This window comes from Planctomycetota bacterium, from assembly GCA_033763975.1.
In the GTDB taxonomy this organism is placed as follows: Bacteria; Planctomycetota; Phycisphaerae; order Phycisphaerales; family UBA1924; genus RI-211.
This window is the reverse complement of sequence record JANRJM010000017.1, coordinates 183,310-197,681: the sequence shown is the minus strand read 5'-3', so window position 1 is coordinate 197,681 and position 14,372 is coordinate 183,310. Positions and strand designations below refer to the sequence as shown.

Here is a 14,372-nt window from a genome sequence, read left to right as displayed (position 1 = left end):
ACGTGCACGCGGACGCGCGGGCGCGGGGGGCGCCAAGCGGGCGGCGCACGGGCTAGCATGAGGGACGCACGAATACCGAACATTTTCCGGATACCACCGCGCATGACCACCGCCAAGATTGAGTTGCCTCCCATCCAGTTGCCCGAGTTCGGCGAGTTGCCGCCGCGCGAGGGCGATCGCGTGATCCAGTTCCGCGAAGCGCTGCGCGAGGCGCTGAGCGAGGAGATGCGGCGTGACCCGCGCATGTTCCTGATGGGCGAAGAGGTCGCGCAGTACAACGGCGCGTACAAGGTGAGCCAGGGGATGCTCGACGAGTTCGGGCCCCTGCGGATCATCGATGCGCCCATCAGCGAGAACGGCTTCGCGGGGCTGGCGGTGGGGGCCGCCATGTACGGGCTCAAGCCCGTGATCGAGTTCATGTCGTGGTCGTTCTCGCTCGTCGCGGCGGACCAGATCCTGAACAACGTGCCGAAGATGCTGTACATGAGCGGCGGGCAGTGGGGCTGCCCGGTCGTCTTCCGCGGGAACGACGGCGCGGGCGGGCAGTTGGGCTCCACGCACTCCTGGTGCGTCGAGGGGCTCTACAGCAACGTGCCGGGCGTCAAGATCGTCATCCCCAGCAACCCCTACGACGCCAAGGGCCTGCTCAAGACCGCCCTGCGCGAGATGGACCCGGTCTTCTTCCTCGAGAGCGAGCGCATGCTCGGCGACAAGGCCCACGTCCCCGCCGAGGAGTACTACATCCCCTTCGGCCAGGCGCGCCTGGCGCGCGAGGGCGAGCACTGCACCCTGGTCTCGTTCGGGCGCCCGGTGCACTTCTGCATGGAGGCCGCCGAGGAACTCGCGAAGGACGGCATCGAAGCCGACGTTCTCGACATGCGCACCATCCGGCCGCTCGACATCGACTCGATCATCGCCAGCGTCAAGAAGACCGGGCGCATCGTCGTCGTTGATCAGTCGTGGCCCTTCGCCAGCGTCGCCAGCGAGGTCGTGACCCAGGTCTGCGAACGCTGCTTCGACTGGCTCGACCACCCGCCCGTCCGCGTCAACACCGAGGACGTGCCCACGCCCTACGCCAAGAACCTCGAATACGCCTACCTGCCGAACAAGGACAAGATCATGGCGGCGGTGCGCCGCGTGGTCGGGTGATCGGCCCGGGGGCTTGACGAGGCGTGTATCCTCTGTGCCGGCAGAGACTTTCGCAGCCAGGGAGACCTTCCGCCATGCGCCGAGCGTTCCTGTTCGCCACCGTTGTGTGCTCCGCGAGCGCCGCGGCGCAAGGCCCCCACGCGATCGAAGCGCCCAGTTGGGGCGCCGAACGGCGCACCATCCTCGTGACCGGCTACTGGCCCCCGACCAACGAGATGCTGCGCCCCTTCAGCCCGAACCCCGCGCAGAACCCCGGCTCGTGGATCGGCTCGAACTGGGAAGGACGCGGGTACGACATCAAGGCGTACTTCCCCGAGTTCCCGGGCGGCACGGGCACCAACCCGCGCGGCACCGGTGACTTCGAGGTCGACTACCAGGACACCGCCGCGGACCTCGCCCGCCTGATCGACGAGCTCAGGCCCGTCGCGGTGGTGTCCTTCAGCCGCGCCAACACGACGATCGGCTGGGAGATGGAGCCGGCGTACCAGCGGTTCCGTCTGCCGGGCGAGGCGCAAGTGCCCGGGCGCACGATCCCCACCTACACGCAGGACTACTTCGGCAACCGGTACCCCACCGAGGCGCTGGCGGGCATCCCCATCGGCGACGTGCGGGTGTCGACCCTGCCGATGACCGCGATCCGCGACGCCGTCGCCGCGGCCCTTCCCGCGAGCCAGATCAACCCGTTCATCCCGGCGTACAACCCGGCGACCCCCGACACGTTCGACTACGGCGGGGCGTTCCTGTCCGGCTACCTGCCGTACCTGGCCGCCCGGCACCGCGACGCGCACAACGACCCGAGCGATCCGTTCCGGATGGTGATGTCCGGGCACGTGCACGTCGGCAGCCAGCTCAACGTCGGGGTGGGCACGCAGGCGACGATGATCACGCTCCGCGAGGTGACGCGCTCGCTGGATCAGTTCATCGGTGTCGTGCCCGCGCCCGGCCCGGCGGCGATGCTGGGCCTCGCGCTCCTGCACGCGGCGCGCCGCCGGCGCTGATCCCCACGCATCCGCCGGCCCCGCGGCGTGCGGCCCTGTGCCGTCGTCGTCGCGATGCGCCCGCGTATCATCGACCGCACCCGACGGAGCCCGCGAATGCCGATCACCGTGACCATGCCTCGCCTGTCCGACACCATGCAGCAGGGCACCATCGTCAAGTGGAACGTGAAGGAAGGGCAGCAGGTCAAGTCCGGTGATGTCATCGCCGACATCGAGACCGACAAGGCGACCATGGAGCTCCAGACGTTCGACGACGGCACCGTCGCGTCGCTCGCCGTCGCCGCAGGGCAGCAGGTGCCCGTCGGCACGCTCATCATGGTGCTCGCGTCGAAGGGCGAGGACGTGAACACGGTGAAGGCCGGAGCCGGCAAGGGCGCCGCCGCGGCCCCCGCACAGAACGACGCGCCCGCGCAGGCCCCGAGCGACGCACCGTCCCACGGCGCTCCCGCCGCGCCTTCCAACGGCCAGCACGCGCCGCACGACACGCCGCGCGAGCGGATCTTCGCCTCGCCCCTCGCGCGCAAGGTCGCGGCGGAGAGCGGGGTCGACCTTGCCCGCGTGCGTGGCAGCGGCCCGGGAGGCCGCATCGTCCGCAAGGACGTCGAGGACGCCATCGGGCAGGGCGCGAGCGCCCCCGCCCGTGCCGACGACCGCGCGGCGCCGCCGCCGGCCACCGGCGCGAAGAGCGCACCGGCGACCGCGCCCCAGGGCCCGCCGACGGCGCCCGGCGCGGGGCTCTCGGGCGAACTGGTCCCGCTGTCGAACATGCGCCGGGTGATCGCCGAGCGCCTCGTGGAGAGCAAGACCACCATCCCGCACTACCAGGTGACGGTCGAGGTGGACATGGACGCGCTGCTCACGCTTCGCGCACAGCTCAACGAGCAGCTCGAGAGCCAGGGCGTGAAGCTGAGCGTGAACGATTTCCTGGTGCGTGCGTGTGCGCTGGCGATGCACCAGCACCCGTTCGTGAACAGCCGCTGGGTGATGCAGAACGGGCAGGCGGCCATCCAGAAGTTGGCCGACGTCAACGTCGGCATCGCGATCGCCCTGCCGATGGAGCGCGGGGGCGGGCTGGTCGTGGGCACGGTGCGGAAGGCCGATTCCATCGGGCTTCGCCAGATCTCGGGCGAGAGCAAGCGCCTGAGCGAGAAGGCCCGCACCAAGGGCCTGGCGCCCGACGAGATGAGCGACACCACGTTCACGATCTCGAACCTCGGCATGTTCGGCGTCTCGCACTTCACCGCGATCATCAACCCGCCCAACGTCGCGATCCTCGCGGTGGGCGCGGCGATGGAACGCCCGGTGGTGCGCAAGGGTCAGGTCGTCGTCGGGCACGTCATGAGCATGACGATGAGCAGCGACCACCGCGTGGTCGACGGGGCGATGGCCGCCCAGTACCTCGCGACGGTCAGGGAACTGCTCGAGAAGCCCGCGACGCTGCTGGTGTAGAGAGCGACGTTTCCGATCACTCGTCGCGCGGCACGTCCACACGGTCCAGCCGGATCGTGACCGAGCACTTCACCCGCTCACGCTTCGGCGTGTACCACAGAACCGTGCTTTGCCCGAGTTCTTCATCGAAGGTGAGATAGGCGCTCGTTTGATCGCTGGAGATGCCCCGGACGCGAACTTTCTGACCTTTGTTCGAGCGCGCCCACATGTTGCAGCTGTCGCCGAGAACATCCCAGACCGTCGACGACGGCCTGACCTCAATCGCGGCGCGCCCGCCGTCCATCGTGACCCGCGAGACCGGTGTCATTCCGGGCGGGGTGTTCTGGAACAGCGGGGTCCAATCAGCCCTGACAAACGAAAACTCTTCCGACGACTCCGCTTAGGCGATGCAACTTACGGACGTGTCGAACGACACCCACCGCACATCCTTCGGCAGTCCTTCGATGATCAGGCTGATGTCGGTGGCGTCCCGTGAGAACTCCGCCACACACTCGATCTTCCGGCCGTTGTCCGTCCGTGCGGTCACAACGACCGGGTCTCCTACGAGCAACACCGCTGCCGGCCGCAAGACGCTCAGGCCGACGACGAGCCGTCGCTCGCGGGGCCCCGGATCAACCGCGCTCCGGCGAGCGACGCGCAGTTCAGCAAACCGGAACGACGCGTCGAGGTCGGTCGCCATTCCCTCGGCGGGATCGACAATCATTGACCACGGCGGGCACGCGGGGGCCGCGGCCGGATTCTTCTCCAGCGCCGAGGACGCACTCATCGCCAATATGAGCACGGAAAACCCGAGCATCATCGCTTTCTTCGCCGTCCTCCGGAGGTGCTGCAGATGATATCACTAGATCTATAGGTTCCACCAGTCAGTTCGCGGACTACCGCTCGTTCTGCACGATCACGCCCTCGTGGGCACGGGCACGCAGCACGAACAGGGCGGTCTCGAGCTGCAGGTCCAGCCCCTTGGCGAGCAGGTCGTTGGGGTCCGGGGCGGGCTCGGCCCGCTGGGCGGCGCCCTTCTCATCGAGCGGCACGATGTCGGCGTTCCGGCGCAGCAGAATGGCGTCGCTCGTCTGCTTGGGCAGCATCTCCACCGAGAGGTTCGGCTCGATGCCCCAGGCTTCCGCGCCCGGGCGGCGGTGGATGATCCGCCGGTCGGGCAGCATGTAGTACGCCGTCGTGAGCTTCAGGATGGCCGACGAGGTGAGGGGCCAGACGTTCTGGACGCTGCCCTTGCCGTAGCTGCGGGCGCCGAGCACGATCGCGTCGGCCTTTCCCTGCGAGGCGTACGTGGAGATGGCGCCCGAGACGATCTCGCTGGCGCTCGCCGAGCCCTCGTTCACGAGCACGACCAGCGGGACGCCCGCCATCGTGGCGCGCGACGGGGACGTGTACTCGGGCGATTCGATGCGCCCGGAGGCGCCCTGCGTCATGACGATGTAGCCGTTCTCGATGTCGAGGAACCGCTGCGAGACGGTGACGGCCTGCTCGAGCAGCCCGCCGGGGTTGAAGCGCAGGTCGAGGATCACCCCGCGGACCCCGCCCCGCTTCAGGTCGCCGATCGCGCGGTCGAGCTCGGCGGTGGTGGAGTCGGAGAACTGCGAGAGGCGGATGTACCCGATGCGGGCGTCGCGGTCGATGAACCAGTCCCAGGCGTCTTCCTGCACGCCGTCGCGCGTCCAGCCCTTCACCGTCGGCACGCTGATGATGCTGCGGCGCAGGGTGAACTCGAGCGTGGACTTGGGCTTCTCGCCGGTCTCGTCGGGCTCCTCGGCGGTGCGCTCGATGGTGAGCTTGACGTTGGTGTTGACGGGCCCGGTGATGACGTCGACCGCCTGGTCGAGCGAGAGCCCGAAGATCACACGGTCGTCGACCTTGGTGATGATGTCGCCCGGGTGCACGCCCGCGCGCTGGGCGGGGGTGCCCTCCAGGGGCGTCACCACGCGGATGTTCTGGATCTCGTCGTACTCGATCTGGATGCCCACGCCGACGAAGCGTCCCTCCGTGCTCTTCTTGAAGCGCCGGACCTCGTCGGGCCAGATGATCTGCGAGAACTCGTCGAGGCGCGCCATCGCGCCGTTGCCGAACTCGTGCAGCAGCGCCCGCCGATCGACGCGCACGCTCGCGTCGTTCTCGTCGATCAGGCGGTCGACCACCAGGTCGATCTCGTTCGCGCCCGCGCCCGCCTTCAGCGACAGCCGCTTCGCCTCGGCGTCGAGGTACGCCAGCATCCGCGCCCGGGCCGGCGCGTCGTTGATGCCCGGGAAGACCTCCGACAGGTCGTCGGTGGTGATCATCGTCCGCACGGCCTCGAGCCCCGCGGCGAGCAGTTCCGTCACCGGGCGGCGTTCGATGTGACGCTGCGTGTACGCCAGCGCCCGCTCCACCGTCACCGTGTCCACCTGGTCGAGCTTCACCTTCCAGTCGTCGCCGAACGGGTTGTAGGGCGGGATGGGCTTGCCGCCGTCGGCCTTGCTGCGCGCCTCGCGCAGGTCGTACATGCGCTTGGGCAGGTACAGGCGGAGCATCTCCTGACGCTGGGCGACGCGCCGCACGTCGGCCTTGTAGGTGCCGGAAGTTTCGTTCAGCAGGTCGAGCAGCACGAACAGCTCGCCCGCGACGAGCACGTCCCCGCGCGACTCGGCCGCTCGCCCCGCCGAGGCCGCTCGCGTGACGAGCGTCTGCACGCGCGGCTCGGCGAGCACGCTCGCCTTGGCGTCATCGGGCGTGAGCGTGTGCCACTCGATCGCGGCGCGCAGGGCCTTGGCGAGGGACAGGTCCTCGCCCCCTTCGTCCAGGGCCTTGGCGAACTCCTCGCGGACTTCGCCCAGGCGCACCGCGCGGGTGGACTCGCGGTCGGCGTAGTGCTCGACCAGCGTGGACGCGTGGCGCGGGAGGCCTTCCTGGGGCATCTCGGCGAGGCGCTCGAGGAGGTCGGAGAAGCCTGCTTCGTCGCCGACCGACGCCAGCCGCCAGATCTCGCGGGACTCAACCGGCGGGGCCGCCCGGAAGGACTGGTTGGCCTGCGCCAGGCACGTCGAACCGAAGGAGGGGAGGAGCGAACCGACCGCAAGCACGCCCACAGCGACCAAACGACCGGCGACTCGCGTCATACGTTCTCTCCAGGCGTCGGCGCGGCCGACGTTCGCGGGGCGGTCATCGGCCGACACGCCCGCATCATGCAGATGCGCGCCGGAGAGACTTCCGTCCAGCATGATATAGGACCGTTCCAGGCGTGCGGTTCGGTCAAAGCCGTTCCCGCGGCGCGGGAGGCCCTGTTTCTACCGTTCCGAGCGCCCCGAGACGCGGGCCACGTGCCTGGCGACCACGCCCGCGGTGGCGAGGGCGAGCACGAACACCGCGCCCATGACCAGCGCCTCGCCCTGCCCGACCCGCAGAAGCCCGTGCTCCTCGGCCAGCAGGGCGGCCAGGCCGAACGCCGGGCCGATGGTGTACCCCACGCCGATGAGCGCCTCGTGCGTGCCCCCGGCGTTCACCTCGGCCTGACCCACTTCCATGGCGTAGTAGATCGCCGCGGTGTAAATGACGCCCAGCGCGACCCCGAAGCCCAGGAGCCCGGCGAGGAGCACCGCCGCGTCTATGCCCGGCGCGAACCACGCCGAGCCGAGGGTGAGCGCGAACGACCCCACCAGCAGGCACCCGCCCGCGATCGGCAGGTACCACCGCCCGTGCCACCTCTCCCAGCGGCGCATGACCTCGAACGTGAGGACGCGCGGCAGCAGCCACGCGATGGGGATGAATGCCTGCCACGCCCCGGGGATCTCGACGCGTTCGGCCGCCCGGGGCAGGTAGGGCCCCAACGCCGCCATCACGACGTAGCTCATGGGCAGCAGCAGTCGGAAGGTGAACAGCAGGTGGGCGTACACCGGCGGGTGAGGCTCGTGGGCGCCGTCGAGGTGGGGCGCGGGCTCGGGGGCGAACCTGGGCAGCAGCACGAGAGCGCCGGCGTGCATGAGGCTGACCAGCGCGATCGCCAGAGCCGGGGCCGTCTCCACCATCGGGGCGACGACAATCGTCGACACCACGCCCGCGGCGGACCAGACGACATTCCAGAACCCCATCGCGCGGCGGAGATCGCCGGCGCTCTTCCCGCCCGAGATGTAGCTCTCGACCACCGGCCAGAGCATGCCGGAGAGCGAGCTGTACAGCAGCACGAGCGTCCAGATGGGCCAGGTGGAGGGCGGGTCGGCGTCGCCGCCGATGAACTTGGCGACTACGGGCAGCAGGCACGCCCCGCCCATGAGCACCATGAGCGAGCCGAGCATCGCGCGGGGCGTAAAGCCGCCGAGGGCGCCCGCCAGCGCCGGGCGCACGCGCGCCGCCCCGAGCGCGCCGAAGATGTACGTGATGCCCAGCACGACGCCCAGGAGCGAGTTGCCCTGGTCGGTGAAGCCGTAGCCGTTCTTCGTGAGGAAGTAGAGCCCGCTGCTGGTGACGACGTACGTGCCCAGGCTGTTGACGAACGTGAAGGTGTTGGCCGTCCACGCGGGGGTGGTCCGGGCGGTGGTGCGAACGTCGGCTGTCATGTGTCCACTCGGCGGGTGTCGCCGTCTCCGCGTGGCGGGCTCAGGGGCAAGAGCGTAGGATCGACGGAGGTAAGCTCAACCGCCGCAGGGCGACATCCGAGTGCTCGTAGCTCAACTGGATAGAGCGTCGGCCTCCGAAGCCGAAGGTTGCAGGTTCGACTCCCGCCGAGCACGTTTCAGGCTTTTCTGCCGGGCCGCTTGAGGGCGCCCGCCTTCCGAGCGGGCTGCTTCACGGGGCCCGGCGCCTGGCCGGCGGCATCCGTCGGGGTTTCCGACGCGTCGGTGACGGTGGGGGCCGCCTTGCCGCCCCGGGGCAGTTCGCACGCCCGCCCGAACTCGCGGCAGATGTCGTGCCCCGAGCAGCACGCCATCCGCGCCTTGCACGCCCGCCTCCCGTGCCAGATGATCTGATGCGAGAGGTCGCACCACGTCTCGCGCGGGAAGAGCGCCATCAGGTGGCGTTCGATCATCTGCGTCGTCGTGCCCGCTTTCACCAGCCCCAGCCGCACCGACAATCGCTCCACGTGCGTGTCGACCGGGATCCCGGCCTGCACCCCGTACGCGTTCCCCAGCACCACGTTCGCCGTCTTGCGCGCCACCCCGTGCAGCGTCAGCAGTTCGCCCATCGTCCGCGGCACCTCGCCACCAAAGCGCCCGACGACGTCCGTCATCGACCGGTGCACCGCCTGCGCCTTGTTGCGGAAGAACCCCAGCGACCGGATGTACGGCTCGATCTCCTCGGGCGTCGCGCGGGCGTAGTCCGCCGGCGTCGGGAAACGCTCGAACAGCGCGGGCGTCGCCCGGTTCACGCCCGCGTCGGTGCTCTGCGCCGAGAGAATCGTCGCCACGAGCAGTTCGTGCGGCGTCGTGTACCGGAGTTCGCAGTGCGCGTCCGGGTACGACCGTCGCAACATCTCGCCCAGGCGCGCCGCCCGCGCCCGCTGCGCGCGCGTCACCCGCGGCAGGTCGAACGGCAGGTCGTCGGCGGACGGCGGCTTCGGCGGCGTGCCCACGCGACCAGCGTACGGGCCCAGTTTGCGCGCGTTGGGGCCGAGCCCCGGACGCCCGTCCTCCGTCGAACGCGCGGGTTGAATGCGACCCCGCGGAACCCGCGGTGTACCGTTCCGCCGATGATCAACCGCACGCCGCGAGCGCTCTCCATCGCCGGCCTGCCCCGCACGCCCGGGCATCCGTGGTCGGGCGGTACGCGCGACGCGCTCGCGTGGGCCGCCTCGCTCGCCTACCGGTCGGTCCACCTCGACGCGGCGTCGCCCGACACGCGCGCCCGCGATCTCTCGCGATCCGCGCGGCGCGACCTGGCGGCGGTGCTGCGCCGGCTCTCGCTTCTTCCCGCCGGGCTTGACCTCTGGATCCCGCCCGAGCACTTCGCATCCGGCGCGCACGTGCAGCGTGCGTGCGAGGCCGTGACCGACGCCATCGATCTCGCGTCCGAGTTGGGCGCGCTGGCGGGCACGCCGCCGCCGGTGGTCTGCATCCAGGTGTCGCCGGGCGCGACGGCGGACGTGGCCCGTTCGCTGGGCATGGCGGCCGAGCGTCGGGGCGTACGCCTTGCCGACCACGCGTGGCCCGCGCGGCCCGACGCGTCGCTCGCCATCGGCATCGACCCCGCGTCGATGCTCGGCGCGGGCGCCGACCCGGTGCAAGGCGTGACGACGCTGGCCGGGACACCCGCCACCGCGCGCCTGAGCGATCTTTCGGCCGCCGGACGCGTGCCCGCGGGCGATGGGCGCCTGGACGTGCTGCTGTACGAGGGCGCGCTGTCGGCACGCTCGTTCGAGGGCCCGCTCGTCGTCGATGTGCGGCACCTGCGCGAGCCCGCGGCTGCGGCGCAGACGCTCAGCGCTCCGTAGGCTCGTCGGCGATCTCGGCGTTGGTGTAGACCTTCTGCACGTCGTCGAGGTCTTCGAGCTGCTCGACTAGGTCCATGACCTGCTTCGCATGCTCGCCCCGGACGGCGATCCACTGCTCGGGCAGCATGCCCAGCTCGCACTCGCCCAGCGTGAACCCGCCCTTCTCCAGCGCGTCGCGCACCGAGTGGTACGCGGGCACGTCGGTGAGCACCGTCCACTCGGCGTCCTCGTCGCCCGCGTCGTCGGGCGAGAGCACGTCGAGCGCCCCCGCCTGCAGCGAGGCCTCGACGATCGCATCCTCCGTCACGCCCGCGGCCTTGACGCCGATGCGCCCCCGCGCCGCGAACAGGTACGCCACGCACCCGCCCGTGCCGAGGTTGCCCCCGTTGTCGTTGAAGGCGTTGCGCACGTCGGTCGCGGTGCGGGTGCGGTTGTCCGTCAGGGCGTCGATGATGACCGCCACGCCCCCGGGGGCGTACCCCTCGTACCGCACGTTCTCGTAGGCCGACATGTCGCCGCCGCCCGCGCCCTTCTGCACCGCCCGGTCGATGACATCGCGCGGCATGTTGGCGTACCGCGCCTCGTCGATGGCGTAGCGCAGGGGCAGATTGAAGTTCGGGTCGCCCCCGCCGTGACGCGCGGCGACGATGATCGCGCGCGAGACCTTGCTCCACACCTTCGAGCGGCGCTTGTCCACCACCGCCTTGCGGTGCTTCACCTTGCTCCACTTGTTGTGCCCGGCCACCGCTACTCCTTCCCGCCCTGCACGCCCGGCGCGTGCGTCATCGGCGCGACGCCCGGCTCACGCCCGTTCTCCGCCGCCTCGATCTTCTCGCGCACGCGGTCGCGATCCGTCCGCAGGCGCGACATCACCGGGTTGTCGGCCGTCCCCGGGCGGCGCTGCGCGTCGGCCTGGGCCGCCAGCAGGTCGAGGATCTGGCGCGACTGCCGCCACCGGACGAGCGCGTCGGCCCGGCGCCCGACACGCCACAACGCGTCCGCGTAATGATCGAGAATGGTCGGGTTGTCGTCCCCGCCCTCTTCCTCGACCGCCCGGCGCAGCAGCGAGACCGCCCCGGGCGCATCGGGCCGATCCTCCAGGTGCCCCCGCAGGTACCGAACCCAGGCCAGCGAGTCCGTCACGTTGTGCTCGCCCGGCAGCAGTTCGTGCGCGCGCTCGATCAGCCGCTCGCACTCGGCGATGTCGCCCCCGGTCTCGAGCAGCACGTACCCGAGGTTGTTCATCGTCCAGGCGTGCGACGGGTCGAGTTCCAGCGCGCGCCGGTACGCCGCGATCGCCTCGGGCGTCCGCTCGAGCGAACTGAGATTCACGCCCAGGTAGTACGCCAGGGCCCCGCGGTACAGCGCCGGATCATCCGGACGATCGACCTCGACCTCGACCTGCTCGAGCACGTCGAACATCACGCCCGGGTCCGCCTCGTCGACGAACCGACGCACGTCCTCCGCCGTCCCCCGCACCACCGTCAGGCGGAACCACTCGAACAGCAGTTCGATGTTCACCGGCGTGAACAGGCCCGCGGCCCGCGGCAGAAAGCGCAGCACCGGGCCCGGCCGCTCGAGATCCGCCAACACCCTCGCCACCCGCGCCACCGCGCCCAACTTCAGTTCCGCGTCCGTCGAGCCGGCCTCGTCGATCGCGTCGATCAACCGCTGCGTGTCGTCGGGCGCGCCCGCGGCGATGAGCATCACGCGCGTGATCTGCAGTTGGGGCGACAGCGCTACGCCCCGCGCGAGCGCGAGCTCGAACATCCGGTCCGCGTCCGGTGCCCGCGTGCCCAGCACCTCCGCACGCAGCGACCCGAGCAGCGCCAGCACCCGTGAGGACTGCGCCTCCGTCGGGCGGAAGCCCTCGGGCATCGCGCGCTCCAGCGCGTCGGCCGCCTCGCGCGCCCGCCCGCGCCGCAGGTGCAGTTCCGCGAGTTCGAGCCCGGCGTCGAACGTGCGCGGGCCCCGCGCGAGGCGCTGCATGGCGAGTTCGTCGGCACGCTCCGGGTCTTGCAGCACCCCCCGCACGATCTGCTCGCGCGTGCGGAGCACTTCGCCCATCGGCCACGCCTCCGCGAACGACGCGAGGCTGGCCTCGGCGCCCGCCCCGTCCCCGAGCGCCGAGTCGACCCGTGCCGCCGCGATCACCAGCGACGGCGCACGCGGGCGAGACGCCAGACGCGCCCGCAGCCACTCGCGCCCGGACGTCGCGAGCTCCGGCCCGGACTTGACGCTCTCCTCCCACACCGACACCAGCAGCCCGAGCGCGACGGGGTCCTCGCCGTCGGGCGGCATGAGACCCCGCAGCGCCGCATCCGCCTGCGGCCAGAGCGCCCGCGAGGCGAGTTCGCGGGCCGCGATCAGCCGCGCCACGCGGCTGTCGGGCAGCGCATCGCGCAGCGCGCGGGCAGCCTCCGCCAGCGCCCGCTCGTCGGGGCGTGTTCCCTCGCGGCTATGAAACGCCAGCAACGCCTCGTACCCGCGCTCGTCGTACCGGTCGGCGGCGACCGCACGCCGCACCAGCGCCTCGGCGCCGGCGACGTCGCCCGATCTCGCGTGCAGTTCGGCCCCCAGGAGCAAAAGCCCCACCGGGTGATCCGCCGCCTCGCGCAGCACAGGGTGCAGCGCGCGAAGCGCTTCGTCCCATCGCCCCGCGCCGGCCAGCGAGGTGGCGTACGCGATGGCGGCGTCGTCGCGCCCCGTCGCCGCGAGGCTCGCGAGCGAGGCGAGTGCGGCATCCCGCGCCGCATCGTCGCCCGCGTCGATCGCCGCGCCAGCCCGAGCCGCCTCCCACGCGGCATCGAGCGCCTCGTCCGGGCGCCCCGACGCGAGCAGACGCAGCGCCTCCTGCGGGCGCGAGAGCTTCGTGTTCGACACCGCCGCGAGCAGCACGCCCGCGGGGTCGCGGCTCTTCCCCAGCGCCGCCACGATCTCGTCGAGGTTGCGCCCGTGCTGCATCAGCCCGTCGGCGATGGTCGCGGCCCCCAGCGGGCGCGCCCGCGCCGCCTGCGCGAGCGCCCGTGCGCCGTCGGCCGCGTCGGCGTAGAGATCGAGCAGCGCACGCACCGAACTCACGTCCTCGGTGCCGCTCGCGAGGTGTGCTTCCAGCACCCGCCGGGCTTCTTGCTCGGGAAGCGCCGCCGCAACCGCCCGCGCGACCTGGCCTGCGGTGGTGGGGGTGCCCCGCCCGCCCAGCAGTCGCAGCGCGTCGGGCGCGGACTCTCCCAGCGCCGGGCCCGCGCTCGTTTCGCGCGCGATGAACGCCAGCAGCGGGGTGGCGTGCGTGTTCACCCGTCCGTCGTCGTCCACGAGCCCGCCCAGCACCAGCAGCGCCGCCTGCGCCGACTTGCCGGCGCGCAGCAGCGCATCGACGCGCCGCGCGAGCACGCCCGACTGGTCGACGCCCGGCGCGTCCGCGGCCGCGTCGAGCGCGCGCGTCGCGCGATCTTCTTCGCCCAGCGCGAGCGAGAGGTCCACCACACGCATCCAGAGTTCGCCGCGCCGGCGGAAGATCGCGCCAAGTTCGGCGATGTCCCGCGTCGGCCCGGTGGGCGGGCGGAGGTTCTGCAGACCCTCTTCCAGCACATCGCGCGACGCGCGGAGGAACCCCAGCCGCCCGAGCGCTTCGCCCAGGTCGATCGTGACGACCGGCCCGCGTGACATGCTTCGGGCCGCCGCGAAGCACGCCGCCCCCGCCTCGTCTCGCCCGGCGCGGATCTCCTCGCGTCCCACCAGCCAGAGCGTGCGGGGCTCGCGCAGGCCCAGGTCCACCGCGCGACGGAACGCCTGCATCGCGGAGGCGCGCCGGCCGAGGGCGAGCAGCGCCTCACCCTGCTCGCGCCAGACGGCGCTCGCGCGAGGATCTTCGCGCGCCGCGGCTTCCAGGTCGCGGAGCGCCTCCGCCGCGCGGCCCTCGAGCATCTTCGCGCGCGCCGCGATGTACAGCGACACTGCGCGCGGGTCGGGCGGTTCCGCGTCGGGCGACGGCTCAACCACAGGCAACGGGGTGAGCGAGGCCAGCGCCGCGTCGACATCAAGCCGCGCGCGAGGGTCGTCCGGCGCGGGCGTCGGTCGCGCCTCGCCCGAGAGCCCGGGGAGAGCCGGCGCGCCGATCGCCCTGGCATCGGGCTTGGCAGCCTGGCGGGATGCGAGGTCGCGCAACGGGCGGTACGGGGCCGCGGGCGCTTGCGATGCGTCACCGGCGCCGTCCACGCCGCGTGCGCCGCGCGCGGCGCATCCGCCCGGCGCGAGCGTGAGGAGCAGCCCGACGCCGGCGCCCGTGATGCACGTGCCGCGCACCGCGGCGCACGCCACCCCGCTCAGCCATCGCCTGGTGCGGCCCGTGCTCATGCGCG

The 14,372-nt window shown here is 71.6% G+C and carries 11 protein-coding genes and 1 tRNA gene; 5 read left to right on the top strand and 7 right to left on the bottom strand.

Annotated features, from left to right (window positions below; all coding sequences use genetic code 11):
* Positions 1–102 precede the first annotated feature (102 nt).
* The 3 genes from SFY69_11415 to SFY69_11405 all read left to right on the top strand — a co-directional run bounded on the left by SFY69_11415 (position 103) and on the right by SFY69_11405 (position 3,596).
* Complete coding sequence (locus tag SFY69_11415) at positions 103–1,149, top strand: pyruvate dehydrogenase complex E1 component subunit beta (GenBank protein ID MDX2132647.1); 1,047 nt, start codon at positions 103–105, stop codon at positions 1,147–1,149.
* Between the two features lie 74 nt (positions 1,150–1,223).
* Positions 1,224–2,147: a hypothetical protein gene (locus SFY69_11410; protein ID MDX2132646.1), complete on the top strand. Its 924-nt coding sequence runs from the start codon at positions 1,224–1,226 to the stop codon at positions 2,145–2,147.
* Between the two features lie 96 nt (positions 2,148–2,243).
* A complete protein-coding gene (locus tag SFY69_11405; protein MDX2132645.1) occupies positions 2,244–3,596 on the top strand; it encodes a pyruvate dehydrogenase complex dihydrolipoamide acetyltransferase in 1,353 nt (450 codons plus the stop codon).
* A gap of 16 nt (positions 3,597–3,612) precedes the next feature.
* On the opposite strand, the gene SFY69_11400 is transcribed toward SFY69_11405, so the two are convergent.
* The 4 genes from SFY69_11400 to SFY69_11385 form a co-directional block, all read right to left on the bottom strand.
* Positions 3,613–3,903 (bottom strand): hypothetical protein, encoded by a 291-nt coding sequence (locus tag SFY69_11400; protein MDX2132644.1) that lies wholly within the window; start codon positions 3,901–3,903, stop codon positions 3,613–3,615.
* 72 nt (positions 3,904–3,975) lie between these two features.
* Entirely contained in the window at positions 3,976–4,395 is a 420-nt protein-coding gene (locus tag SFY69_11395; GenBank protein ID MDX2132643.1) for a hypothetical protein, read from the bottom strand.
* 76 nt (positions 4,396–4,471) lie between these two features.
* Positions 4,472–6,706: a S41 family peptidase gene (locus SFY69_11390; protein ID MDX2132642.1), complete on the bottom strand. Its 2,235-nt coding sequence runs from the start codon at positions 6,704–6,706 to the stop codon at positions 4,472–4,474.
* 168 nt (positions 6,707–6,874) lie between these two features.
* Positions 6,875–8,140 carry a hypothetical protein gene (locus SFY69_11385; GenBank protein MDX2132641.1) on the bottom strand — a complete coding sequence of 422 codons (1,266 nt, stop codon included), beginning with the start codon at positions 8,138–8,140 and terminating at the stop codon, positions 6,875–6,877.
* Between the two features lie 100 nt (positions 8,141–8,240).
* On the opposite strand from SFY69_11385, the gene SFY69_11380 reads away from it, so the two are divergent.
* Positions 8,241–8,314 (top strand) — tRNA-Arg (locus SFY69_11380).
* Between the two features lie 2 nt (positions 8,315–8,316).
* Here the strand turns inward: SFY69_11380 and nth are convergent.
* Positions 8,317–9,153, bottom strand: a complete 837-nt coding sequence (gene nth / locus SFY69_11375; GenBank protein ID MDX2132640.1) for an endonuclease III — start codon at positions 9,151–9,153, stop codon at positions 8,317–8,319.
* Positions 9,154–9,270: 117 nt separating this feature from the next.
* On the opposite strand from nth, the gene SFY69_11370 reads away from it, so the two are divergent.
* Positions 9,271–10,011 (top strand): hypothetical protein, encoded by a 741-nt coding sequence (locus SFY69_11370; GenBank protein MDX2132639.1) that lies wholly within the window; start codon positions 9,271–9,273, stop codon positions 10,009–10,011.
* Here SFY69_11370 and SFY69_11365 read toward each other — a convergent pair.
* On the bottom strand, positions 9,998–10,756 hold the full coding sequence (locus SFY69_11365; protein ID MDX2132638.1) for a YebC/PmpR family DNA-binding transcriptional regulator: 759 nt from the start codon (positions 10,754–10,756) through the stop codon (positions 9,998–10,000). The two genes, SFY69_11370 and SFY69_11365, sit on opposite strands and share 14 nt — an antisense overlap.
* A gap of 2 nt (positions 10,757–10,758) precedes the next feature.
* The gene (locus SFY69_11360) at positions 10,759–14,367 is read right to left on the bottom strand and encodes a tetratricopeptide repeat protein (protein ID MDX2132637.1); all 3,609 of its coding nucleotides are present in this window, start codon (positions 14,365–14,367) and stop codon (positions 10,759–10,761) included.
* Between the last annotated feature and the right edge of the window lie 5 nt (positions 14,368–14,372).